This is a genomic window from Rhodococcus aetherivorans, from assembly GCF_011058165.1.
Classification (GTDB): domain Bacteria; phylum Actinomycetota; class Actinomycetes; order Mycobacteriales; family Mycobacteriaceae; genus Rhodococcus; species Rhodococcus aetherivorans.
In genome coordinates this window covers 64916-88657 of record NZ_JAALEG010000015.1, presented here as the reverse complement: position 1 = coordinate 88657, position 23742 = coordinate 64916, and the positions used below count along the sequence as shown (strand labels likewise).

At 67.0% G+C, this 23742-nt stretch carries 23 protein-coding genes; 6 read left to right on the top strand and 17 right to left on the bottom strand.

The genetic code is table 11. From position 1 onward, the window contains the following. Positions 1–29: 29 nt before the first annotated feature. The 8 genes from G6039_RS09210 to G6039_RS09175 form a co-directional block, all read right to left on the bottom strand. On the bottom strand, positions 30–1277 hold the full coding sequence (locus G6039_RS09210; RefSeq protein ID WP_373867489.1) for a hypothetical protein: 1248 nt from the start codon (positions 1275–1277) through the stop codon (positions 30–32). 5 nt (positions 1278–1282) lie between these two features. Further along, positions 1283–1834 (bottom strand): Cif family virulence factor, encoded by a 552-nt coding sequence (locus G6039_RS09205; RefSeq protein ID WP_029541690.1) that lies wholly within the window; start codon positions 1832–1834, stop codon positions 1283–1285. Between the two features lie 17 nt (positions 1835–1851). After that, positions 1852–2046, bottom strand: a complete 195-nt coding sequence (locus G6039_RS09200) for a ferredoxin (protein WP_006936239.1) — start codon at positions 2044–2046, stop codon at positions 1852–1854. Between the two features lie 11 nt (positions 2047–2057). Then, a complete protein-coding gene (locus tag G6039_RS09195) occupies positions 2058–3416 on the bottom strand; it encodes a cytochrome P450 (RefSeq protein WP_029541687.1) in 1359 nt (452 codons plus the stop codon). Further along, complete coding sequence (locus G6039_RS09190; RefSeq protein ID WP_006936244.1) at positions 3413–4213, bottom strand: SDR family oxidoreductase; 801 nt, start codon at positions 4211–4213, stop codon at positions 3413–3415. Before G6039_RS09190 ends, G6039_RS09195 begins: the two co-directional genes overlap by 4 nt. Further along, positions 4206–5417, bottom strand: coding sequence for a cytochrome P450 (locus G6039_RS09185; RefSeq protein WP_043799837.1), 1212 nt, complete (start codon positions 5415–5417; stop codon positions 4206–4208). Before G6039_RS09185 ends, G6039_RS09190 begins: the two co-directional genes overlap by 8 nt. A 3-nt stretch (positions 5418–5420) precedes the next feature. Then, positions 5421–5981: a TetR/AcrR family transcriptional regulator gene (locus tag G6039_RS09180; RefSeq protein ID WP_006936248.1), complete on the bottom strand. Its 561-nt coding sequence runs from the start codon at positions 5979–5981 to the stop codon at positions 5421–5423. Positions 5982–6054: 73 nt separating this feature from the next. Then, positions 6055–7278, bottom strand: a complete 1224-nt coding sequence (locus G6039_RS09175; protein ID WP_006936251.1) for a cytochrome P450 — start codon at positions 7276–7278, stop codon at positions 6055–6057. An 86-nt stretch (positions 7279–7364) separates the two neighbouring features. On the opposite strand from G6039_RS09175, the gene G6039_RS09170 reads away from it, so the two are divergent. After that, positions 7365–7958: a TetR/AcrR family transcriptional regulator gene (locus tag G6039_RS09170; protein WP_043799834.1), complete on the top strand. Its 594-nt coding sequence runs from the start codon at positions 7365–7367 to the stop codon at positions 7956–7958. Between the two features lie 50 nt (positions 7959–8008). Here the strand turns inward: G6039_RS09170 and G6039_RS09165 are convergent, their stop codons facing one another. The 5 genes from G6039_RS09165 to G6039_RS09145 form a co-directional block, all read right to left on the bottom strand. Further along, positions 8009–8665, bottom strand: a complete 657-nt coding sequence (locus G6039_RS09165) for a TetR/AcrR family transcriptional regulator (protein WP_006936256.1) — start codon at positions 8663–8665, stop codon at positions 8009–8011. A gap of 114 nt (positions 8666–8779) precedes the next feature. Next, positions 8780–9622, bottom strand: coding sequence for an enoyl-CoA hydratase-related protein (locus tag G6039_RS09160; protein ID WP_029541682.1), 843 nt, complete (start codon positions 9620–9622; stop codon positions 8780–8782). Positions 9623–9650: 28 nt separating this feature from the next. After that, positions 9651–11168 carry a class I adenylate-forming enzyme family protein gene (locus tag G6039_RS09155; protein ID WP_029541679.1) on the bottom strand — a complete coding sequence of 506 codons (1518 nt, stop codon included), beginning with the start codon at positions 11166–11168 and terminating at the stop codon, positions 9651–9653. 124 nt (positions 11169–11292) lie between these two features. After that, a complete protein-coding gene (locus G6039_RS09150) occupies positions 11293–12669 on the bottom strand; it encodes an MFS transporter (RefSeq protein ID WP_232334106.1) in 1377 nt (458 codons plus the stop codon). 71 nt (positions 12670–12740) lie between these two features. Further along, a complete protein-coding gene (locus tag G6039_RS09145; protein ID WP_029541676.1) occupies positions 12741–13703 on the bottom strand; it encodes a PDR/VanB family oxidoreductase in 963 nt (320 codons plus the stop codon). A gap of 112 nt (positions 13704–13815) precedes the next feature. Between G6039_RS09145 and G6039_RS09140 the strand changes: the two genes are divergently transcribed. The 3 genes from G6039_RS09140 (at position 13816) to G6039_RS09130 (ending at position 16243) form a co-directional block, all read left to right on the top strand. After that, complete coding sequence (locus G6039_RS09140) at positions 13816–14607, top strand: SDR family NAD(P)-dependent oxidoreductase (protein WP_029541674.1); 792 nt, start codon at positions 13816–13818, stop codon at positions 14605–14607. 23 nt (positions 14608–14630) lie between these two features. After that, on the top strand, positions 14631–15494 hold the full coding sequence (locus tag G6039_RS09135) for an alpha/beta fold hydrolase (protein WP_043799833.1): 864 nt from the start codon (positions 14631–14633) through the stop codon (positions 15492–15494). A gap of 86 nt (positions 15495–15580) precedes the next feature. Further along, positions 15581–16243 (top strand): TetR family transcriptional regulator, encoded by a 663-nt coding sequence (locus tag G6039_RS09130; RefSeq protein WP_029541668.1) that lies wholly within the window; start codon positions 15581–15583, stop codon positions 16241–16243. Positions 16244–16373: 130 nt separating this feature from the next. On the opposite strand, the gene G6039_RS09125 is transcribed toward G6039_RS09130, so the two are convergent. From G6039_RS09125 to G6039_RS09115, 3 genes are all read right to left on the bottom strand, one after another. Beyond that, positions 16374–17870, bottom strand: coding sequence for an aldehyde dehydrogenase (locus G6039_RS09125; protein WP_043799831.1), 1497 nt, complete (start codon positions 17868–17870; stop codon positions 16374–16376). 19 nt (positions 17871–17889) lie between these two features. Then, complete coding sequence (locus G6039_RS09120; protein ID WP_006936270.1) at positions 17890–18714, bottom strand: mycofactocin-coupled SDR family oxidoreductase; 825 nt, start codon at positions 18712–18714, stop codon at positions 17890–17892. A 126-nt stretch (positions 18715–18840) separates the two neighbouring features. Then, positions 18841–19875, bottom strand: coding sequence for a GNAT family N-acetyltransferase (locus G6039_RS09115; protein ID WP_043799829.1), 1035 nt, complete (start codon positions 19873–19875; stop codon positions 18841–18843). A gap of 164 nt (positions 19876–20039) precedes the next feature. Between G6039_RS09115 and G6039_RS09110 the strand changes: the two genes are divergently transcribed. Together G6039_RS09110 and G6039_RS09105 are read left to right on the top strand one after the other, a co-directional pair. Beyond that, complete coding sequence (locus G6039_RS09110) at positions 20040–21209, top strand: aromatic ring-hydroxylating oxygenase subunit alpha (protein ID WP_006936272.1); 1170 nt, start codon at positions 20040–20042, stop codon at positions 21207–21209. 52 nt (positions 21210–21261) lie between these two features. Further along, on the top strand, positions 21262–22413 hold the full coding sequence (locus G6039_RS09105) for an acyl-CoA dehydrogenase family protein (RefSeq protein WP_029541658.1): 1152 nt from the start codon (positions 21262–21264) through the stop codon (positions 22411–22413). A gap of 52 nt (positions 22414–22465) precedes the next feature. On the opposite strand, the gene G6039_RS09100 is transcribed toward G6039_RS09105, so the two are convergent. Further along, entirely contained in the window at positions 22466–23725 is a 1260-nt protein-coding gene (locus G6039_RS09100; RefSeq protein WP_051359172.1) for a cytochrome P450, read from the bottom strand. Between the last annotated feature and the right edge of the window lie 17 nt (positions 23726–23742).

The window sequence follows — 23742 nt, the reverse complement described above, 5'->3', positions numbered from 1 at the left end:
GTGGGGTGGGGTGGGAATGGACGGGACGCTCAGACGACGGTGAGCGGCAGGGGGATTCCGCGGTCGGCGAACGTGAAGTTCGCGCCGGTGCTGAAGCGGGTGATCGCCACCTCGCCGCATTCCTTCGCGGGTTCGGCGTGGCGGATCACCTCGACGGTGAGCGCGTGTGCGTCCTCGGACACCACGTGCGCGGTGAAGTGCGGGTCGACGCCGCGCACCAGCGCCTGCAGCGGCTCGAGGTGGTGCCCGTCGACCAGAGTCGGCCACGACCCGTCCGCGTCGGCACCCCCGGCTCGCCCGAGGCGCAGGCGCAGCCTGTCCGGCTCCCACCGGATGTCGCGCTGGACGTACTGCCTCGGCGCGAACACGGGGTGGACCGACAGCACCGTCGCCAGTCCCTCGAAGTCGCGCGGCAGGCCGAGGGCGTCGCGTATCCGCTCGGACGCCAGCCCGGCGATGCCGGTCAACTGCTTGCGGGTAAGGGCCAGCGCGGCGTCCTCGTCCGTGCGTTTGCGCACGCCGATGAGAAAACCCAGTGTGAGCAGATGCTGCTGCAGGCACACCTCCTCCGCGATCCGCACCAGGGCCGAGTGCGAGAAGTCCGCGAACCGCAGGTCGGAGAGCAGGGGCCCGGAATAGTCGCCGAGTCCCTCGTCCGCCGGGTCGATCGCGCTGAGTTCCACTGCGACGGCCGCGGTACGCCCGATCGCCTCGGTGTGGGGCGCGGCCTGCGGCGGAACGTGCGACGGGTCGATCGTCACCGTCCACGCGCAGTGCGGATGGCGGCCGGCCGGCCGGCGCGGCGGCCGGTGGATCGGCCGCACCCGGGCGTGCGGGTTGGTGGCAAGGGCGGTCGCGTCGAACGTCGGGTCCTCGATGTCGTGGCACATGGCCTTCACGTACGCGTCGCCCATCGGTTCGACGTCCATGAGCGCGCCGCAGTGGTCGAGCCGGAACTCACCGTGGTCGTGGTCGTCGACGCGGAACCGGAAGTCCATGAACTGCGGGGGCGCGCCGATGTCGAGTTGCAGCCCCTTGAAGATCGTCTCGACACCGTCGCCCTCGTACCGCAGGGCCCGCTGCATGCGCCGGGTGTACCACGGGCTCGACGCCTGCCACTCCTCGACGGCGACCTCGGTCATTCCCTCCCGTCCGAACGCCGAGATCAGGTGCGCCATCCCGGAGCGGTCGATGAGCTGACCGCACAGGAGCAGTTCGGGGACGAGGACGGCGAGGTCGGCCCGGGAGAGCGCCGCGAAGGAGTCGCGGACGTTCACCGGGCTCACCACAGCGGAACCGGCGCCTGTCCGGCCGGATACCAGCCGGGAAGACGTTTCGTCGAGGTCGACCGTTCGATCCGCTTGTTCATGCCGTCGGACAGGGCGTTGCCCGTGATCATCTCCAGGAAGAGGTGGGAGATGTTCCCGAAGTCGAAGAAGTCACGCTGCCAGGACCATCGGAAGTTCCCGCCGTAGCGGAACCAGCTGCCGCCGAAGCCGTGCACCTCGTAGTGCGACCCGTCGTCGCGGGTGGCGTCGGCGACCTGTTTCCAGAAGCCGATGACGTCGCCGGTCCGCTCGTCCACGACGAACCGCTGATAGGGATACTGCCAGCCCTCCAGGCCGGCCATCTCCTGGCCGAGCGCGAGTTCGCGGATCTCCTCGCGCCCGACGGCCATGAAGTCGTCCGTGGGACCGTAGTTCCAGCCGTAGGTCGCGTCCTCGGTGTACATGTCGGCCAAGGGCTTCCAGTCACCGGCTGCCTCGGCCTTCTTGTTGGCCTCGATCCAGCGCTCGATCATCTCGTCGAGTTCTGCTCGGTCGAAGGGTGCCATGACTTGTCTCCTCTGGATCAGTCCTCGACGATGCGGAGGGCTCGGGTGGGGCAGTACCGTACGGCGGATCGGACGTCGCCGCAAAGTTTTTCGGGTATGTCGTCCATCAGGATCCGGACCTTGCCGTGCTTGGGAACGTCGAAGACGTCCGGTGCCTCCAGCGAGCACATCGCGTGGCCCTGGCACAGATCGAGGTCTGCTTCCACTTTCACGGCGCGAGTCCTTACATCCGGGTGCGAGGGCGATAGCGCACGGCGCACGGCTGCGCGAGCTGCACCACCATCTTGGAATGGTCGTTGCGGTAGGTGTCGGCCGGCTGAGCCATCTCGAATTCGTAGTCGCGCAGCAGGACCGAGAAGATCGCCTTGAGCTGCATGAGGGCGAACGCCGCCCCCACGCACCGGTGCCGGCCGGCCCCGAACGGGATCCAGGTCCAGCGGTTGACGATGTCCTCCTGCCGCGGATCGAGGTAACGGCCCGGATCGAAGGCATCGGGCTCGGGGAAGTCCTCCGGGATGCGGTTGGAGATCGCCGGGGTAGCGCCGACGAGGTCGCCCTCGCCGATCCGGTACCCCTCGACCTCGAACTCGCCGCGCGCGACGCGCAGCAGCAGGATCAGCGGCGGGTGCAACCGCAGCGTCTCCTTGAGTACCGACTCGAGCATCGGGATCTGCCGCAGCGCATGGAAACTCACGCCCTCACCGTCGGCGTAGAGGACGTCGAGCTCGTCGGTGACCCCGTGCAGGTACTCCGGATTGCGCAGCAACTCGATCAACGCCCATGCCGCCGTCCCCGACGTGGTGTGGTGGCCGGCGAACATCATCGAGATGAAGATGCCGGTGATCTCGTCCGCGCTGAACCGCTCCTTGCCGTTCTCGTCCTTGATGGAGACGAGGACGTCGAGCATGTCGCGATCCTCCTTGCCCTGGGGCGGGTTCGCGATGCGGTCGACCATGATCTCCTCGACGAGGGCGACCAGCCCGCGGCGGGCCTCGTCGCGGCGACGGAAGCTCTCGATGGGCGCGTAGGGGTCGACGAAGGCGAGGGCGTCGGTGCCCTTCTCCAGGTCGTGGTAGAGGCTCGCGAACCGGCTGTCGAGCTGGTCGCGGAACTTCTTGCCGATCAGGCAGGCCGAGGACGTGTAGATGGTCAGCTCCGCGAAGAACTCCAACAGGTCGATCTCACCCTCGTCACCCCACCCGGCGACGATGTCACGGACCTCGCGTTCGATCGTGGCGGCATGGCCCTTCATCTGCTCGCCGCGCAACGCGGAGTTGTGCAGCATCTCCTTGCGGCGCTCGGGGCTGGCATCGAAGACCACGCCCTCCCCGAAGACCGGCTTCATGAACGGGTACGCGGCCTGCTGGTCGAGGTCCTCGTCGGCGGAGCGGAAGAAGAACTCGTTGGCCCGAGCCCCGGAGAGCAGCACGACGTTGCGGTCGGCGAGTTGGAAGGCGCCGACGTCGCCGCACTCCTCGCGGACTCGCTGCATCAGGCCGATCGGGTCGGTGCGCAGTTCCTCGAGGTGGCCGTGTTCGTGCTCGCCCCCCGAGACGCGCGTGGGGGTGGTGATCGTGGTCATTCAGGGTCCTTTCCCCGAGAATCCTTCTGCAGAGGCGCTTCCGGCTGCACTTCGGTCAGCACCAGGTGGGTTCCGCGCGGGGCCGAGACGACGGCGACGACGGCGTTCGCGATCTCGGAGGCGCGGAGGAAGTAGGAGTGCCGGGCGAAGCCCCATCTGGTCCAGTCGGCGATCAGCGGCTCGATGATCTCCGCGGGGGCATCGAGTCCCATCCCGGTCTGTGTCGGGCCGGGACGCACCACCGACGCGCGAACCCCCGTGCCCTCGAGTTCCATCCGCATCTGACGCACGAGCGCCTCGAGGCCCGTCTTGGCGGCGACGTAGGCGCCCATGCGGGGCCGCGCGACGTCGGCGCAGTCCGAACCGATGACGACGAAGTCGCCGCGGCGCCGTTCGATCATCCCCGGCAGCACGCGATGGGCGAGACGCTGCGTGCCGACGAGATGGACGTTCACCTGGAACTCGAACCGGTCCGGATCCATCTCGTGCACGAGCCGGAAATCCATGTCACCGGCGCCGGACAGGACGATCTCGGTGGGACCCAGGGCCTTCTCGGCGGCGGCGACGAACTCGTCGACCGATTCGGTGGACGCCACGTCGAGGAAGTGCGCGAAGGCCTCGCCGCCCTCGCCGCGGATCTTCTCCGCGAGGGCCTCGCACTGTTCGACGCGCCGCGCACCGAGGGCGACCGGGTGACCGAGGGCGGCGAGCGCGAAGGCGGTGGCCGTACCGATGCCGGAGGAGGCGCCGCTGACGATCGCGGGCCGGCGCGGCGGATTGGGTTCGAATCTAGGCATGTCGCCGGGTCACCACTACGGGCAGGGCCGCGAGGCCTCGGACGTTGGTGGAGTGGACGCGTTCACAGCGGTCGAAGTCGACGTCGTAGTCGGCGACGCGCGCGGCGAACTGTTCGAGCGCGATGTTCGCCTCGAGGCGCGCAAGGTGGGCACCGAGGCAGAAGTGCACGCCGCCACCGAAACTGGCGATCTTGGACGCGCTGTCGCGGCCGATGCGGAAGGTGTCGGGATCCTCGAACACCTCGGCGTCACGGTTGGCCGAACCGATGAGCAGCAGCACCTTGTCGCCCGCGCGGATGGTGCTGTCGTGCACGTCGATGTCGGTGGCGGCAGTGCGCGCGACGATCTGGCTGGAGGTGTCGTAGCGCAGCGTCTCCTCCACCCAGCCCGGGGCTGCGTCCGGGTTGCCGAGGACGCGGGCCACCTCGGTCTTGTTCTTCGCGCCCCAGTACAGTGCGTTGCCGAGCAGTTTGGTGGTGGTCTCGTTGCCCGCGACGACCATCAGGAACATGAAGCCGATGATCTCGTCGTCCTCGAGGCGGTCTCCGTCGACCTCGGCGTCGAGCAGGGCCGAGGTGAGGTCCTCGCTCCGGTGGGCGCGGCGCTGCGCCAGCATGTCCGCGTAGTAGCCGACGAGGTTCAGCGACGCCTCCATCGCCGCGACGGGCACGTCGAGTACGCCCCGCTCCCGGTGGACCACCAGATCCGCCAGCCGGCGCAGTTCGGCGCGGTCGGCCTCGGGCACGCCCATCAGTTCGGAGATGACGTCCATCGGGAGCTTGCCCGCAAAGTCCGCGATCCAGTCGAATTCGTCCTTGTCCAAGGCGGTGTCGAGGTAGTGGAGAGTCAGCTCGAGGATGCGGCCGCGCAGGTCGGCGACCCGGCGCGGGGTGAAGCCCTTGGAGACGAGCCGGCGCATGCGCATGTGGCGGGGGTCGTCCATCGCGAGGAACGACATGACCTTGTGGGCGTGGGGGCCGTAGGCCGCCGGGTCGAGGGACACCCCGTTCGCGCTGGAGAGCCGGGTGTGGTCGCGGAAGCCCGCGACGACGTCGGCGTGCCGGGACAGGGCCCAGAAGCCGAGGTCGTCGTTGCGGTAGAGCGGCGCCTCCTCGCGCAGGCGCCGGTAGATCGGATACGGGTCCTCATGGAAGCCGTAGTCGTAGGGATCGAACAGGAGCGGTTCGAGCGAAGCCTGGGTCATGCGCTACTCCAATAGAAGTTTGGCGGAGGTCTCCAGCCGATCGGCGATCTTCTCGTAGGTCTCGTACCCCATGCCCGCCCGGACGAGGGCGCCGGCGTAGAGCATTTCCAGCGCTTCGATCTCGTCGGGATCGGCGTCGGGGCCGAGGGCCGTGGCGAGCCGGTCCCGGATGTCGAGGCCGATGCGGGCGCGCAGGTGTTCGACGTCGGGGTCGCGGCCGAGCAGCGCGCTGGTGACCGCGCCGGCGAGTTCGGGCTCGTCGGCCATCATCAGCGCGACGTTGCGCAGCACCGCGACCACGCGGTCGACCCGGTCGGTCGTGGCCGCCTCGGGTTCGGGCGAGGCGGCGAGCCGGCGCCAGAACACCTCGGCGACGAGGTGCTCCTTGGACGAGAAGTAGGTGTAGGCGGTGGCCGGTGCGACACCGGCCCGAGCGGCGACGTTGCGTACGGTCAGTCCTGCGAACCCCTCTTCCCGCAGGACCTCGACGGCAGCGCGCGTCAGACGGTCCACGGTGTCGGCCTGCTTCTCGGTGAGACGGCGGCGGGTGGATTCGAGATTCACATTTCTGGACACGTGTCTGGACATTACTACGGTCGCCTGTCCGAGGCAATGGTCCCACCCACCCGAATTCGCTTCAGACCTTCGGATACACCCGTACGGGCATGGATTTGATGCCGTTGATGAAGTTCGAGCGCAGCCGCCGGACCGGCCCTGCGGGCTCGATGCGCTCGATCCGGCGCGCCAGGGTCTCGAACAGGATGCGCAGTTCCAGGCGCGCCAGGTGGGCGCCCAGGCAGAAGTGCACCCCGGTGCCCCCGAACGCCACGTGCGGGTTGTGGGTCCGGCCGATGTCGAAGACGTGCGGGTCCTCGAAGACGTCCTCGTCCCGGTTCGCGCTCGGGTAGTAGACCACCACCTTGTCCCCCGCCTCGACGGGCTGGTCACCGATCGTCGCCGGGCACGTCGGCGTGCGGCGGAACCCGATCACCGGGGTGACCCAGCGGAGGATCTCCTCGACCGCGCCGGCGGCGAGTTCCGGCTCGGCCTGCAGGCGGCGCCACTGATCCGGATGGTCGATGAAGGCCTGCATGCCGCCGGCGGTGGCGTTGCGGGTCGTCTCGTTCCCGGCCACCACCAGCAGCACGAAGAACATGTCGAACTCCATCTCGGTCAGCGTGTCACCGTTCTCGTCCGGCCGGACGAGCCGGGAGACGATGTCGTCGCGCGGCTCCACCCTGCGCGCCGCGGCGATCTCGTTGGCGTACAAGAAGATCTCCGCGGCGGCGAGTTCCCCGTCGGCCTGGGTGTTGCCGTACTCCGGATCGTCGAACCCGATCATCCGATTGGACCAGTCGTAGAGCCTGCCGACGTCCTCCGTGGGTGCGCCGAGCAGGGCGGCGATCACCTCGAGCGGAAGCGGGGCGGCGGCCACCGGCACGAAGTCGACGACCGCGCCGTCGCGGCCCCGCTCGATCAGATCGTCGACGATGCGGTTGCAGATGTCCCGGATGTGCCCCTCGAGCGTCCGGACCATCCGGGGCGTGAAGCCGCGGCTGACGAGCTGGCGCAGCCGGGTGTGCGCGGGCGGATCGAGGTTGACGAGCATCGCCGCCTGCTTGAGGCGCGTCTCGTCGTCGAACTCGTCGATCTGGGTCGTGCCGAGCGCCGACGAGAACGTCGCGCTGTCGCGGGAGACCGCGGTGACGTCCGCATGGCGCGTCACCGCCCAGTAGCCGGGTCCGTCCTCCTCGTCCTGCCGGTAGACCGGGCAGCCGTGCCGCAGCTCGGCGAAGAAGTCGTGGGGTACCCCCTCGGTGTAGAGATCGGGGTTCTTCAGGTCGATACGTGATGCCGTCACGGGACCACCTCGCACTTGTTTACGAATGATCGTCGTTTATAAGCTACACACATTCGTTTGAAATGGAAGACCCGTAGGATGGGCGGATGGAAACCGAGAAGAAGTTGCCGATGCGCCGTCGAAACCTCAGCCGCGAGAAGGTGATCGAGGCGGCACTGGAGGCGGTGGACGAGTCGGGCTGGGAGCAGCTGACAATGAGCACCCTCGCCGGCCGCCTCGGCATCGTCACCGCCTCGCTCTACAACCACGTCCGTGGTCTCGACGACGTCCGCGGCGAGATCCAGGTGCGGACGATGGCCGACCTCGGTGAGCGGCTGCGCGAGGTGGCGATGGGGCGCAGCGGGCCGGAGGGCCTGCGCACCCTGATCGATGCGCATCGTGCGTGGGCCGCCGAGCATCCGCACCGCTACCAGACGCTGACGACGGAACCGATCGAGCGCAGCGCCCTGATCGCGGCGGCCCTCGACGCGAACAGGGCGCTCCGCTCGATGCTCGCCTCCTGCGGGGTGCCGGAGGAGGACACGCTCGAGGCCGCGGTGAGCCTGTTCACCGCGATGCACGGGTTCGCCACGATCGTGCGCAGCGGCTTCCTCGGCGACGAACTCGACCTCGACCGCATCTACGAGAACGTGGTCGCGGGAGCCTTCGCGGCGGCGGGGGTGACTCCGCTGCCGCGCTGAGCCATTACCCGGTTCGGCGTCCGGGGTCTACCACTCCGTACCCGCGATCTTCAGTGGGTCGGAGTAGCAGCTGCCCCACCGGACCGCAGCTGTTCCGCCGCCTCCTCCGTCACGATTCCCGGAAGCAGGAAGTTGGTGAGCATCCGTCTGTTTTCCGGGTCCCCCTCGGAGCCGAAATCCATCCGCCCGACCAGGATGAGCTGCACCAGCGCGATCCACTGGCAGATCTCCTCGTCGGTGAGGCCTTCGCGGATCTCACCTCGTTCGCGGGCCTCGTCGAGCAGCGGCGCCCACATCTCCTGGGTCAGCCGGACCGCCAGTCCGGTGCTGCCGATCAGAGCCGTCGCCATGTCCATGTGTTCGGGACTGACGATCAAGCGGACGATCGGATCGTGGCGACCACGGTCGACGAGAAAGATCAGGCCGTCGACGATCTGCTCCGCGAACGTCGTCCGTTCCCTCAGGAACGCACGAGCCTTGTCGAACAGCCGGCGCGACCGCAACTCGATCAAGGCCGTGATCAGCGTGTCACGGTCACCGAAGTAGCGGTAGACGGTCGGCCGCGAAACGCCGGCCTCCTTGGCGATGTCGTCCATCGTGGTCTTCGAGAGCCCGTACCGCTGGAACATCGACTCGGCAGCCTTCAGTATCTGCCCTCGCGCCACCTCTGCGTTCTCACTGAGGACGTTCGCCCGCCGTCGCGCCATGTCGCACCCCCGAACTCGTCCTCACCGACTCCTACGGGCAATGATACAAGTAATGACCATTGTCAAGCATCGGGCCCGCGACTGTGGCACGGAGCGTCCGACGCGGCACCAGTGTCACTCGAACAGATCCGGCAGTCCATCCGAGACGCGATCAGGAAACTTCGGATCACGTTTTTCGAGGAAGGCGTCGACACCTTCGCGCACGTCGTCGGAGGAGCCCCGGACATAGATGCCGATCGACTCGGCGCGGTGCGCAACCTCGGGTTCCGACGCGCCGAGCATCCGCCACATCAGCTGACGGGTCAGTGCCGCCGATACCGGCGACGTGCCCGAAACCAGTTCCCGGGCGACCTCGAGTGCGCGATCCAGTACCTGATCGGCGGGCACGACCTCACGTACCAGACCCCGGTCGAGAGCTTCGGTGACCGGCACCATCTTCCCGCCGACCGTCCATTCGACGGCGGTGGAGATTCCGACCGCCCGCGGGAGGAACCACGTCGAGCATGCCTCCGGCACCAAGCCGCGGCGAGTGAACACGAAACCGAACTTGGCCGTATCCGAGGCGATGCGGATGTCGGCCGGAAGTGTCATCGTGACGCCGACGCCTGCTGCAGGCCCGTTGATCGCCGCGATCACCGGCTTCAGGGAACGGTAGATCCGCAGCGTCACCTGACCACCCGTGTCGGCGGGGGCTCCACCGGTCTCCGGATCGTCGCCGAGGACGAACGTGTCGCCGCCTGCGGCGAGATCGGCGCCCGCGCAGAACGCGCGGCCGGTTCCGGTGAGCACAACCGCGCGTACTTCGTCGTCGGTGTCGGTCTCGTCGAAGATCTCGATGAGCCGGTAGCACATCGCATTGGTGAACGCGTTGAGCCGATCGGGACGGTTCAAGCGCACGACGGCGATCTCTCCGTGCCGCTCGAGGATCACCGCGTCGTCGGTTCCGGTCCGAGCCACGAGGGCTCCTTTCTGCGCGACGGGTGCGTCAGCGCACCTTGTCGAATCGTTCGGAGACGTCCCGGTACTCGGACCGGATCGCCGTCTTCGACAGCTTGCCACTGGGGAGCCGGGGCAGCGGCTCGTCCCGGATCACGACGTAGCGCGGAACCTTGTAGTCGGCGACCAAACGGTCGCAGTATTCCACGATCGTTGCCGCGTCGACCCCGTCCTTCACAGTGACGATCGCCGCGGGCGTCTCGCCGAAACGCTCGTCGGACGCGGCAATGACCGCGACCTCCTCGACACCCGGGATCCCACTGATGACACGCTCGATCTCGACGGGCGAGACGTTGATGCCGCCGGTGATGATGAGGTCCTTGAGGCGGTCGACGAACTTGACGCGCCCGCCCTCGTCGAGGGTGCCCAGGTCCCCGCTGTGCAGCCAGCCGTCGCGCAACGCGGACGCCGTCGACTCCGGATCGTTCCAGTAGCCGGGGGTCACGCCGGGTCCCCGCAGCAGGATCTCCCCCTCTTCGCCGGGCTCTGCGTCGGTGCCGTCGGTGCGGACCACCTTCGTCTCGGTGAAGATCGAGCCGGACCCGCAGGTGTCGGGGTGGTCGAAGGCTTCGGAGACGAGAGTCGCAGTCGCGACCCCGCCGGCTTCGGTCATGCCGTAGATCTGACGCAGCGCGACGCCCTTGTCGGCCCACCGCTTCAACAGGGCCGGTGCGACTGCCGCGCCGCCGACGATCGCGGTGCGCAGCGACGACAGGTCGGCCTTCTCGAATTCGGGCGACCGCGAGATCGCTTCGAAGATCAGCGGAACCCCGAACAGAGCCTGCACCTTGTGCTCACCGAGCAGTGCCGCGGCACGACCGGGATCGAGTTCCTTCTCGATGATGAGCGTGCCACCGAGCACCGTGGACATGACCAGCCCCCACACGAGGCCCGGGGTGAACACGAGCGGCAACACCAGCAGCGACGTGGAACCCGGACGGAAGCCTTCCTCGGTGAGGGTGGCCTCGAACACGATGTTGAGCAGAGTCCGATTGGTGCAGATGACGCCCTTCGACAACCCCGTGGAGCCACTGGTGAACAGAAGTGCTGTGGGGTCGTCGGGCGCGAGGTCGACGCGGAAGTCGTCGCGCTCCCCTTCCCGCAGCGCCGCGATGTCGGTGAACCCGAACGTGTCGAAGGGATCGCCGAGGTCACGCGCCTGGGCGACCGTTGCGGAGAACTGTTCCGGCGCGATGACCAGGACGGCACCCGCGTCATCGACGACCTTGCGGAGTTCCGCCGGCTTGAACCGGGGATTCAGCGGGACGAGCACCGCACCGGCCTTGAGTACGCCGAGTGCCACCACGGGCCACGTCACCGAATTCGGGCCGAGCACTCCGACACGCTCACCCGGCTTGATGCCCCGGTCGACGATCTCACGAGCGACGCGGCTGGACCAGTCCTGGAGTTCACGGTAGGTCAGAGCCTCACCGGCAACGATGATCGCGTTCTGTTCCCCCTTGGTCTTCGCCCACCAATACAGGGCCGAGCCGACGGTGGCAGCCATGTGTCCCTTGCCTTCCTTGACCGAGAGAATACGAATCCGTTTTGTGTACAAGAATTTTCAGCGCGAGAGGAGCGCGGGTCCTCATATCGCGTACACCTCAGGCTATAGGCTCACTCATGAGACGTCAATCAAATTTTGTAAATTGCAAAGGGCGGCTCGCACCGGCGACGAACCCGGCGGCAAGCGCGGCCACACCGCCGATCACGAATGCGGCCACAAACGCACGCTCGGAGGGAATGTCGGCACCCGCGATCGTGATCGTCGCGAGGAGCATCCCCACCAGCGCGCTCGCCAGCGAACTGCCGAATGTCCGTGCGATGGCGTTGATGCCGTTCGCAACACCGGTGTCGTGCAGCGACACATGCTCGACGAGCATTGCCGGCAGGGCGCCGTAGGCAACGCTGACGAAAACATTGAGGACCGCCACCGCAACGATCACCTGCCACGGGCGGTCGTGGGCGAACCCGACAAATGCGAACCCACACACGCCGATAGCGCACGCCACCATCAGCACCCGCTCGGCGCGGAACCTCCGCACCAGGAACCCGCTCACCGCAGCCGCGGAGATGCCGACAACCTGCCCGGGCAGCAGGTACAGCAGGCTCGTCTCGAGCACCGAAGCACCGAACCCGTACCCCGCTTCCTCCGGGGCGGCCTGCACGAACACGGCTGTGGCCAGGAACTGTACGAACATCGCGATTCCCACGAGGAACGCGGCAAGGTGGGCGGGCGCCACCGCACGTGCGGTCAGGAGGGCTGGGGCCACCAGCGGCGCATCGGATCGCCGCTCGTGCCGGTACCAGGCGGCAAGCACGAGCACACCCGCGACGACACAACCGATCGTCGGCACGGACACCCAGCCCCACGTCCCGCCCTGCGCGAGCGCCAGAAGCAGTGCGGACAGGCCGACCGCGAGCCCGACCGCACCCCAGAGATCGGATCCGGATCCGGTCCCGGAACCGGGCGAACCGGGAACGACCGCCCACGCAAGTGCAGCTGCAATCACCGCGAGCGCCACCAGCAGCCAGAACACGCGACGATAGTCGTCACCGTCGCTGTACAGCAGTCCGGCGGCGATCATTCCCGCACCGCCGCCGACACTCATCGTTCCCGACATGATGCCGAGCGCCGCCGTAAGCCGATACGGCCCGAGAGCGCTGCGCAGCACAGCGACGCCGATCGGAAACAGCGCGAACGACGTCCCCTGCAGCGCTCGCCCGGCGATGAGTACCGGCAACGAGTCCCACGCGACACACAGCAACGAACCGACGAGCACCACTCCCAGGATGCCCAGCAGCACTCTTCGTGGTCCACGTCGGTCGGCGAGCCTGCCCAGCAGCGGCGTACAGACTGTGGCCGTCAGAAGATTCCCGGTGACGATCCATCCCACCGCATTCGTACCCACCCCGAGCTGCGCCGCGATATCGGGCATCAGCGGCACGACGGCGGTCTGCATGACCGAGGTGATCATCACGACGAAGCAGAGCGCCGGGATCAGCACACCGGGCGAGACGGCAGGTGTGCGCACACGCGTTCGCGCAGTGGCGAGACGGAGGGTCACCATGGGCCGATCTACAGATCCAGAGTGAGCTTGGGGGTGCAGCTGCGGGATACGCAGATCATCATGCAGTCGTTCTCCGCCTGCTCGTCCTCGGTGAGGACGGAGTCGCGATGATCCGGAATTCCTTCCAGCACAGTGGCTTCGCACGTACCGCAGGTTCCCTCGCGGCACGAGAACGGCGAATCGACGCCCGAGCGGAGCACCGCGTCGAGCAGTGTTTCGCCCGAGTCGACAGTGATCGTCTTGCCCGATTGCCGGAGTTCCACCTCGAATGCCCCGTCGACGGCGTCGGCCGGCCGCTCCTTCGCGGCGAACCGTTCGACGTGCAAGGTGACACCCGAGCGGTTACGGCACTCGTTCTCGATGGCGTGCAGCAGTGGTTCCGGCCCGCAGCAGTAGACACCGGTGCCGTCCCCGAGGGCGTCGAGCGCTGCCGCCAGGTCGAGGAGCCCGCATTCGTCCTGAGGCCGGAGCTCGACCCGGCCGGGATACCGGGCGACGAGGTCGTCCGCGAAAGCCATGCTCGCGCGGGTACGTCCGCCGTACAGGAGCCTCCAGTCGGCGCCGGCCGCGTCGGCCGCCCGCACCATCGGAAGTAGCGGCGTGATGCCGATTCCGCCCGCGACGAAGAGATACGACTGCGCGGGCTCGAGGCTGAAGTTGTTGCGGGGGCCGGCGATGCTGACGAGGTCGCCGACCTGCAGCGAGTCGTGGATCCACCGCGATCCGCCGCGTCCGTTCTCCTCACGGAGGACCGCCACAGTCAGGCAGGTGTCGTCGGCCGGGTCGCCGCACAGCGAGTACTGCCGGACCGTCGACTCGTCGATGATGACGTCGATGTGCGATCCGGGTTCCCATGCGGGGACGGTCCCCCCGTCGGGATCGGCGAACCGCACCGCCACGACGCCGTCTGCAAGTGCGTCCTTGCCGATCACCTGCATCTTGCCCTGCTCCACATCGGTGCTTCCGGCCATCAGTGTTTCCGTTCCCCTGGACATCACCTACGCTCTAATCTTAAGTAATTAGTTTTAAGGGACGCAAGGCCCGCAGACGAACCTCATGACACGCAGCACCGGGAGCAGCCACATGACCTCGACAGATACCGCACACGACACCGGCTCGATCCTCGACCTCTTCAGGCTCGACGGGTCCGTCGCCGTCGTCACGGGCGCGGGCAGCGGCCTCGGAGCAGGGTTCGCGCGCGCCCTCGCGGAGGCCGGGGCGGACGTGGTGATCGCCGCACGCCGTCGCGAGAAGCTGGACGCCGTCGGCCCCACGATCGAGGCCACCGGCCGACGCTGCCTCATCGTCCCCACCGACGTCACCGACCCCGAGCAGTGCGACGCCCTCGCCCGGGCCACGGTCGCCGAGTTCGGTCGGCTCGACATCCTGATCAACAACGCCGGCGTCACCCATTCCGCACCCGCGACGCGCGAGCGACCCGAGGATTTCCGTTCCGTGCTGGACGTGAATCTGCTCGGCGCGTATTGGGCAGCGCAAGCATGCGGACGCGTGATGAAGCCGGGCTCGAGCATCGTCAACATCGCGAGCATGCTCGGGCTGGTCAAGTCGGTGCTCCCCCAGGCCGCCTACGCCGCGAGCAAGGCCGGTCTCGTCGGCCTCACCCGCGATCTGTCCCATCAGTGGTCGCAGCGAAAAGGGATCCGTGTGAACGCGATCGCGCCGGGTTTCGTCGAGACCGACCTGATCGCCGAGATGTCGTCGGATACCCTCGAGGAGTTCCTGCGCGGCTGCTCGCTCGGTCGCACCGCCACGCAGCGCGAGATCGACGCCGCCGTCGTGTTCCTCGCCAGCCGTGCTTCCGGCTACATCACCGGGTCGACGCTCGCCGTCGACGGTGGGACTTCCGGACACTGACTCCGACGACGAAGGGCGAAACGATGACGATCTCCAGCACCGTGACCACACTTCGGGGCGACGGCGTTTCCCTGGTCGCCGATGTCTGGGAGCCCCCGTCCGAGCGGAAGGGGACCGTCCTGCTGTTGCACGGCGGCGGGCAGACGAGGCACTCGTGGCAGCGCACCGGAATCCGCCTCTCGGAACAAGGATGGCGCTCATACGCGATCGACGCGCGCGGGCACGGCCACAGCGGATGGGCCGACGACGGCGACTACAGCTCCGACGCACACGCGCGCGACATCTGCACGATCGTCGACGAACTCGGTGAGCCACCGGTGCTCGTGGGAGCGTCGATGGGCGGTATGGCCGCACTCGTCGCCGAAGGAGACAATCCGGGGCTCTCCCGCGCGCTGGTGCTGGTGGATATCACCCCGAAGGCCGAACCCGAGGGGTTGGCCAAGATCACCGGATTCATGCGCGCGGGACTGGCGGGCTTCGACAGCCTGCACGACGCGCTCGACGCCGTGATCGCGTACAACCCGCACCGGAGCCGTCCGCCGCGGGTGGAGGGGTTGCGTAAGAACATGCGCGAGCGAGACGGTCGCTGGTACTGGCACTGGGATCCGCGGATGCTGTCGCATCGGACGAACCTTCCGGATGCTGCCGCGGAGCGCGAGGAGCGGGCCCGGGCCGCGGCGCGCGCCGTCGCGGTTCCGACCCTCCTGATTCGTGGTGCCCAGTCCGACGTCGTCAGCATCGAAGGTGCGCGCGAACTCCTGGAACTGATCCCCGGGGCGCGGTACATCGACGTGGGCGGTGCCGGGCACATGGTGGGCGGCGACGACAACGACGTGTTGAGCCGCGGCCTGGTCGAGTTCCTCGACGAGGCCGTCCTCACGGCGTAACCACCGGCCGGACCGGAACAGATAGCATCTATAGGTCACCCGCCGGGCAGACCCGCCCGGTGGACCGCACGAGCTGAAAGTAGATGATGGCCCGACCGTCGAAGCCTCTCATCAGTCGCGCGTCCGCGGTGGCGGCTTCCATCGAGATCATCGACTCCGAGGGACTCGATGCCTTCAGCCTGCCGCGGCTGGCGAAGCACCTCGGGGTACGGGCGCCCTCCCTCTACCACCACTTCGCCGACAAGTCGGAAATCCTCCAGGCTGTCGCGCGACAGATTGCCGGCGCCGGCACCCTGCCACGCCGCAGGCCCGGCCCGGACTGGCCCGAGTACTTCGTGACGCTGAGCATGAATCTGCGTCAGTCGATCCTCAAGCACCGCAATGCCGCGCCGATCCTGCTCCAGTATCTTCCGCGTGATCTGCTGATCGGCACCTACGAGGACACTGCCCGATTCCTGGAGGAGTCCGGCGTGCCGGCCCGCCTGCACGTCCAGATTCTCGACGGCATGGAGCGTTTGACGCTGGGCGCAGTGCTCACCGAGGCGATGCGCAAGCCGAGTACGAAGAACACGATCTTCCCGAACGTCGACCCGGAGTCGCAGCCGCTGCTGGCGCGGGCTCTCGCCGAGAACGAGATGACCTCCCGGCAGTTGTTCGAGGAGATGATCCGCAGCTTCCTCCACGGCGTGGTGCGCAACGCTCAGGTAGAGATCGCGGACAAGAGCCAACTGAGCGTGTCGGCCCACTGAGCGTGTCGGCCCACTGAGCGTGTCGGCCCACCGAGCGTGTCGGCCCACTGACCTGATCGGCAGTCGTACGACCACCCACGACGCAACGACGACGCCCCGCGGATCGAATCGCGGGGCGTCGTCGTCGGTCCTACCGGGCCGGAGCGGGCATGTGGACGGTCTTGATCTCGAAGAACTCCTCGAGACCTTCGAGGCCGCCCTCACGGCCCACGCCGGACTGCTTATAGCCGCCGAACGGCAGGGTGAAGTCCATCGTCGCGGTGTTCACGCTGATGGTGCCGGTGCGGATGCGCCGCGCAACCTCGAACCCGTGGTCGATGTCCTCCGTGTACACCGCACCCGACAGCCCGTACATCGAGTTGTTGGCGATCGCGATGGCGTCCTCTTCGTCTTCGTAGGTGATCACCGAGATGACCGGACCGAAGACCTCTTCCTGCGCGATCCGGGAGTCGGGGTCGACGTTGTCGAGCAGTGTCGGTGCGACGAAGAAGCCCTTGTCGAATCCCTCCGGTCGACCGCCGCCGAGCACCACCTTCGCGCCGTCCTCCTTCGCGATGTCGATGTATCCCAGGACGCGATCCTGCTGTCGCTTCGACGCGAGCGGGCCGAGGAAATTGGTCGGCTCCCACGGGTTGCCGATCGGCAACGCGCCATACGCGGCCTTCAGGACCTCGAGCACCTCGTCGTGACGCTTGCGGGAGACGAGCACGCGCGAGAGGGCGATGCACGCCTGACCGGACTGCATGCAGCCCCCCATGGGGAGCGTCTGCACCACGTGGTTGATGTCGGCGTCGTCGAGGATGATCGCCGCGGACTTGCCGCCGAGTTCGAGCGAGACACGCGCGATGCGCTCGCCTGCCAGCGACATGATGCGCCGGCCCGCCGCGGTGCTGCCGGTGAAGGTGACGTGGTCGACGTCGGGGTTGGTCACGAGCGTCTCCGACACCTCGCGGTCGGCGCACAGCACGCTGACGACCCCCTCGGGAATGCGACCTTCCGCGACCAGCTCGGCGATGATGTCCGCGAACACCGACGGCGAGAGCGGTGCCTCCGGTGCTGTCTTGAGCACGACCGAGCAGCCCGCGGCCAGCGCCGGGGCGAGCTTGAACGCGATCGTGCCGACCGGGCCGTTCCACGGGATGATCGCGGCAACGACGCCCGTCGGTTCCTTCACGATGCGCGAGACACCGCCCGCTGCGCGCGGACGCTCCTCGGTGGTCTCGAACGTGCGGGCCACAGCGGCCACCGCACGGAACAACCCGCCGACCATCTCCTGGGTCGGCCGGCTGACGCTCACAGGCACGCCGACCTCGATGACCCCGATCGGGGTGAGCTCGTCCACCCGCCGTTCGAGGCGGTCGGCGATGGCGTCGACGACATCGGCGCGCTCTGCCATGCTGCGAGACGACCACTCGCCCTTGTCGAACGATTCACGCGCTGCGGCAACCGCTTTGGCGGCGTCTTCGACCGTGGCGGTGCGCACCCGCGCGACCTTCTCCTCGGTGAACGAGTCGACGACGTCGACCCATTCGCCGCCGGTCGAATCGACCCAGCGGCCGCCGATGAAAACCTGTTCGCGGTCGGCGATCGACGGGGTGGTACCCGTCGAGGCTTCGGTGGTGGTCATATGTGAAAGCTCCTTCGCTTCAGCGGATGTTGTAGCCGGCGTCGACCGGGAACGTGACACCGGTGACGTAACGAGCCTCGTCGGAGGCGAGGTAGACGATCGCGTTGCTGATGTCGACGGCCTCGATCAATTCGACCGGCATCGGGTTCTTGTACGACTCGTCGGCGGCAACCTCGGGATGGGAGTTGACGAACTCGCCGTACTCCGCGTTCGCCACCATAGGCGTGTTCACGCCGGTCGGGTGCACAGTGTTCACCCGAATGCTGTGCGGGGCAAGCTGTTTCGCGTAGATCCGCATGAGACCGACAACACCGTGCTTGGCGGCGCTGTACCCGACCTGACCGGGGAGGGTGTTCAGCCCGATGCTCGTCAGGCCGGCCGCAGAACTCGTGATGATGATCGACCCGCCCTCCCCCCGTTCGACGAGGTGCGGCACCGTCACCTCGAGCACGTGCCATACCCCGGTGAGCATGGTGTCGATTGCGTCGTGCCATGCCTGGCGCTGTTCACCGGGACCGATCACCGGCATGATGCCGGCGTTCGGCAGCACGATGTCGACCTTGCCGAACTGTGCGATGCCCGCGTCGTAGGCCCGCTGGACATCCTCGATGTTGCGGACGTCTCCAATGGACGCGACGATCGAGCCTCCGGCCTCCTTGACCAGCCGCTCGGTCTCGGCAAGGTCGTCGCTGGTCGCCATCGGATAGAAGACCGTGGGGATCTGGTCGCAGATGTCCATCGCGATGACGGATGCCCCCTCTTCGGCGAGCCGGACGGCGTGCGAGCGCCCTTGGCCTCGCGCCGCACCGGTGATGAAAGCGACCTTGCCTTCGAGTCGACCCATGAGTGTTCTCCTCCGATTGCACGCCCCAGCTCCGGGCGGGCAAGCGCCCGTGCGTGGGAACGTAGTGAAGTTGGGGACCCACACATCAGTGTGAGGCGCACCACAGACGGTAGTTGCCTAAACCCTTTAGGTCAACGTCGGACAAGATTCGTCGCTCGTCTCACCCGGGCGGACTCGGAAGCTGGGCGCCTCGGCCCACTCGCCGACCTGGTAGCAGGAATGTTCCCCCTCCTGCTCGAATGCCATCAACCGGCACATGCGCACCGCCCCCGCGTCGTCCGGGTCGATACGAATCAGGGCGATCTGGGCCCCCGCGTCGCGCAGCGCCCCGAGTGCCATCGTGAGGAGCGTCATCCCGAGGCCCGCCCCGCGGGCGGTCTCCGTGAGCACGAGCGCCCGGACCGACGCCGCATCCAACTCGAGGTGGGTGGACAGCGCCGGATCGGACCACACGAACCCCACCTTCGCTCCCGAAGAGTCGGTTGCGACCAGCACATTGCCGGAACCGAGGCGGATCTCGTCGGCGAGGCGCTCGCGTTGCGCGGGTACGAGCGACGCCGCGTCCAGCACCTCGTCGATCGCCCGCGACACCGCCGGATCACCGAGCGGACGCGCGTCGCCCGTCGTGATGCCCTCGGGCGCCGCGACCTCGTCGAGCGGGATCGCGAACGGGCCGGACAGGTGGCGGAACAACGTCCACAGCCTGCCCACCGCCGGGATGCCGAACCGTCGCGCGAGACGTTCGGACGCGGGGTGCGTGCTGTACGCCCAGCAGCGCAGAGCCACCGCACCGGTGCGCTCCCAGCCGCCGTCCGCTGTCGTGCCCAGGCCGATCTCCTCGACCAGCATCGTGGCCACACCGCGCGACCGGTAGTCCGGATGGACGACGAACTGCACGATACCCAGCCCCTCGCCGTCCACCTGCAGGTGCAGGTACGCCACAATCACCAGCGGCGCGTCGTCGCGCGCGCTCAGGTCCTTGCGCGCCTTGATCGGCAGATGGGAGACGCGGACGCCGTCGCGACTCGTCGAGGTCACATCACCGGGGTGGATCCGCGAGAACCCGGCTTCCTCGTCGTACTCGGCGGCCGCGGCGACAAGAGCCAGCACCTCGTCCCGATCGCCGGAATCCAGTTCCGAACACCACTGATACGAGATCATCCTGTTCGCTCCTCATCTGCGGGTCAGTTCTCATAAATCTAATGCCGATCGGTATAGGGCCGCAACGGCCGAAGCGCCACCCGCAACCGGTCCGGGGTTTACACTTAAAACTACTTGAGTTAGATTTAGCGTCATCGATCCGAACCACCGCCTGGAGGGCAGCCATGACAGAGGTCGGAATTCCCCGCGAGGAACGCATTCGCCGCGCTCTCGACCATCTGCGCAACGACACCACCGACGAATTCGAGCACGTCACGTGGTTCGAACCCGTCGAGTTCACCGATCCGGAGATCGCCAAGCTCGAACGCGAGCGTGTCTTCGGCCGGGTTCCGTCGATCATCATCCACGGCTCCGAGATCCCCCGCGCGGGCGATTTCGTCACCCTCCAGTTGCCGCGGAACAATGTCATCGTCGTCCGTCAGCGCGACGGCAGCGTCAAAACCCTCGTGAACCAATGTCGTCACCGCGGCGCGATGGTCGAGAAGGAGGAGAAGGGCCGTTGCCGCCTGTTCTCCTGCCCGTACCATCGCTGGTCCTACGACACCGACGGCGCGCTGCGCACCATCACCCGCGACAACACGTTCGGTGACGCCGACCGTTCCGAACGGAACCTCGTGCAACTCCCGACCGAGGAACGTCACGGATTCGTCTGGGTTGTCGACGACGCCGACGCCACCATCGATGTCGCAGACTGGCTCGGCCCCGAGATGGACTCGATCATGGGGTCATACGGCATGGACAAAATGGTGACTACCCGAGTTCAGCGCTTCGACGAGCCCGTCAACTGGAAGCTGATGCAGGACGCGTTCCTCGACGGCTACCACATCCAGTACGCGCACCCGAACACCGCCGCCAAGCACATCCACACCAACGTCATGGCCTTCGAGGACTTCGGACATCACTGCCGGTTCCTCAATCTCCGCAAGACCATCGACCGGTGGATCGAGGAAGACCCCGGCGATCGCAGCCTCGCCGAGCACGTGACGGAAAGCCACCTGGTGGGTCCCAACAGCACCCTGCTCAAGCAGCCCGACCATTTCCAGCTGCTCACCTTCCGCCCCCACCGGAGCGATCCGCAGCGCTGCCACATGGAGATCCGTCTGATCGCACCGACGCTCGAAGACAGCGGCATGACCGAGGAGCGCTGGAATCGGATCTGGGACAAGAACGTCGAGATCCTGATCGCGGTCCTCCACAACGAGGACTTCCCGATCCTGCGTGGTTCGCAGGTCGCCATGGACAGCGCGAACGCCGGCAACATGCTCCTGGGCCGCAACGAGGTTGCCAACCAGGTCTTCCGCCGCGAGATCCAGAAACTCGTCGGCGAGAACTGACACCGAACACCACAGCGGGGCGCCTGCGGGCGCCCCGCATCAGGAGGATTACATGGAGAGCGATCTCTTCGAACACGACCACGAACTGTTTCGCGACTCCGTGCGGAGCTTCGTCGACAAGCACGTCGTCCCAAATCTCGAGAAGTGGGACGCCGACCGGCTCATCGACCGGGAAACCTGGCTCGCCGCGGGTAAGCAAGGACTGCTGGGCCTGAGCGTCCCTGAGCAGTACGGCGGGCCCGGCGAGCTCGATTACCGCTTTCGCGTCGTGATCCAGTCCGAGATTGCGCGGGTGGGCGCGTCCGCGCTGCAGTCCGGGTTCTCGACCAACGACGACATCGTCCTCAACTACCTGCTCCGCCATGCCACCGATGAGCAGAAGCAGCGGTGGTTGCCCGGATTCGTCACGGGCGAGACGATCGGCGCGATCGCGATGAGCGAACCGGCCGCCGGCAGCGACCTGCGGGGCATCACCACCACCGCAGTGCGCGACGGCGACCATTGGGTCCTCAACGGGTCCAAGACGTTCATCACGAGCGGCATCCTGGCCGACCTCGTCATCGTCTTCGCCAAGACCGACCCCGCAGCCGGTTCGCGAGGGTTCAGCCTCTTCGTGGTCGAAGACGGAACGCCCGGGTTCTCCCGCGGCCGCAAGCTCGACAAGGTCGGTCTGCACGCCCAGGACACGGCCGAGTTGTTCTTCGAGGATGTCCGCGTTCCCAAGGAGAATGTGCTCGGCGAGCTGGGGCAGGGCTTCGGCTACCTCATGCAGAGCCTTCCGCTGGAGCGGCTCGGTATCGGCATCGCCGCGCAGGTGTCCGCCGAGGCCGTCATGAGCTGGACACTCGACTACGTCAAGGAACGCACCGCCTTCGGCAAGCGCATCGGCGAGTTCCAGGGAATGGGCTTCACTCTCGCGGAACTGCAGACGGCGGTGGAGGTCTCACGCAGTTACCTCGATCGCTGCGTCCGGGAACACAACAAGGGCACGCTCACCGCGGTCGACGCGTCCAAGGCGAAGCTGTGGGCCACCGAGTTGCAGGGCCGTGTGATCGACGCCGGTGTGCAGTTCCACGGCGGCTACGGCTACATGATGGAATACCCGGTCGCGAAGGCCTTCATCGACGCCCGCATCCAGCGGATCTATGGTGGCACCAACGAAATCATGAAGGAAATCATCCACCGTGATCTGCTGAAGGCCTGAGCCCCGGCACACGAGGAAGGGGACCCGATCGAATCGGGTCCCCTTCCTCGTGTCAGCTTCGCGATTCCGGTGTGAACGTGAGCGGTAGCCGCACGCACCCACGCACCGACGTGCCGTGCATCAACGGCGGATCACTGTCGACCAGCGCGTAGTCGGGGATTCTCCGATGTATCTCCTCCATCGCCAAGGTGAGCTCGAGGCGGGCGAGGTGAGACCCGAGGCACCGATGCGGCCCTGCGCCGAACGACAGATGCCTGTTCGGGCCACGATCGATCACGAACGCGTCCGGATTGTCGAACTCGGCTTCGTCGCGGTTGGCCGCACACAGCAGGAGCAACAATTGATCGTCGGCCTTGATGTTGACGCCGGCGATCTCGACATCGCGGGTGGCCCGCCGGCCCATGCTGACGGCGGCTTCGATGCGGAGGATCTCCTCGACTGCGTCCGGCACCAGGCTGCTGTCGTCGATGAGCGCCTGCCGTTGCACCGGGTTGTTCGCAAGGTGCACCATGGCCCAACCGAGTGAACCCTGCACCGTGTGCAGTCCGGCAATGAGCAGCAGGAAGAACATGCGGCGCAGTTCCTCGTCAGTGAGGTGCCGCTCGACTCCGTCCATCCGGATCGGGGTATCGATGATCTGCGCGGTGACGCTCTCCGAGTCCTCCTGCCCGGAACGCACCCGATCCACGAATGCACCGAAGTACTCGAACACGTTCGTTGCCGCTTCTGCCCGGGCACGGGCGGATTCCTCCTCGCCGGCTCCCGGAATCCCCTGGAGCGCAATATCCGTCCACTCCGTGAACTGTTCGGCATCGTCGAGAGACCAGCCCATGAGACTGAGGAAGACACGAGTCGGCAGCGCATGCGCGAACTCGGCAACGAATTCGCACCGGCCGGAGTCCGCGAAGCCGTCGATCAGTTGGTTGATGATCTCGCGGATCCTCGGCTCGAGCTCTTTCATCCGCGCCGGACCGAACAGTGGCTGGAGCGCCTGACGATACTGCGTGTGCTCGGGCGGATCGATCTCGACCGGGATGAACTTGCCCTGGCCGGCATCGACCAGGTTGTTCGGATAGCTGGAGAACGTCTCGGCATCGCGCAGGATGCGGAAGATGTCCGCGTACCGCGTGACGATCCAGTGCCCACCGTGGTGCGGGGAGTAGACGATCGGTCCGCGGGCACGGAGTTCGGCGGCCTTTTCCTGGAAGACATCGACCGGAGCGGCGAGAGCTGGGTCGTACACGTCGAAGTCGACGAGCAGATCCTCGGATACGTTACTGGCAGTCAACGCGTTGCACCCTTCTGAATCCATGGAACCTACCGATCCGA

Coding starts and splice junctions, on each gene's coding strand:
- G6039_RS09105 (WP_029541658.1), top strand. CDS start 21,262: ATGGAGAGCGATCTCTTCGAACACGACCACGAACTGTTTCGCGACTCC.
- G6039_RS09185 (WP_043799837.1), bottom strand. CDS start 5,417: ATGACCCAGGCTTCGCTCGAACCGCTCCTGTTCGATCCCTACGACTAC.
- G6039_RS09155 (WP_029541679.1), bottom strand. CDS start 11,168: ATGGCTGCCACCGTCGGCTCGGCCCTGTATTGGTGGGCGAAGACCAAG.
- G6039_RS09115 (WP_043799829.1), bottom strand. CDS start 19,875: ATGATCTCGTATCAGTGGTGTTCGGAACTGGATTCCGGCGATCGGGAC.
- G6039_RS09130 (WP_029541668.1), top strand. CDS start 15,581: ATGGCCCGACCGTCGAAGCCTCTCATCAGTCGCGCGTCCGCGGTGGCG.
- G6039_RS09140 (WP_029541674.1), top strand. CDS start 13,816: ATGACCTCGACAGATACCGCACACGACACCGGCTCGATCCTCGACCTC.
- G6039_RS09170 (WP_043799834.1), top strand. CDS start 7,365: ATGGAAACCGAGAAGAAGTTGCCGATGCGCCGTCGAAACCTCAGCCGC.
- G6039_RS09110 (WP_006936272.1), top strand. CDS start 20,040: ATGACAGAGGTCGGAATTCCCCGCGAGGAACGCATTCGCCGCGCTCTC.
- G6039_RS09125 (WP_043799831.1), bottom strand. CDS start 17,870: ATGACCACCACCGAAGCCTCGACGGGTACCACCCCGTCGATCGCCGAC.
- G6039_RS09120 (WP_006936270.1), bottom strand. CDS start 18,714: ATGGGTCGACTCGAAGGCAAGGTCGCTTTCATCACCGGTGCGGCGCGA.
- G6039_RS09135 (WP_043799833.1), top strand. CDS start 14,631: ATGACGATCTCCAGCACCGTGACCACACTTCGGGGCGACGGCGTTTCC.
- G6039_RS09195 (WP_029541687.1), bottom strand. CDS start 3,416: ATGACCACGATCACCACCCCCACGCGCGTCTCGGGGGGCGAGCACGAA.
- G6039_RS09145 (WP_029541676.1), bottom strand. CDS start 13,703: ATGGCCGGAAGCACCGATGTGGAGCAGGGCAAGATGCAGGTGATCGGC.
- G6039_RS09100 (WP_051359172.1), bottom strand. CDS start 23,725: ATGGATTCAGAAGGGTGCAACGCGTTGACTGCCAGTAACGTATCCGAG.
- G6039_RS09205 (WP_029541690.1), bottom strand. CDS start 1,834: ATGGCACCCTTCGACCGAGCAGAACTCGACGAGATGATCGAGCGCTGG.
- G6039_RS09165 (WP_006936256.1), bottom strand. CDS start 8,665: ATGGCGCGACGGCGGGCGAACGTCCTCAGTGAGAACGCAGAGGTGGCG.
- G6039_RS09190 (WP_006936244.1), bottom strand. CDS start 4,213: ATGCCTAGATTCGAACCCAATCCGCCGCGCCGGCCCGCGATCGTCAGC.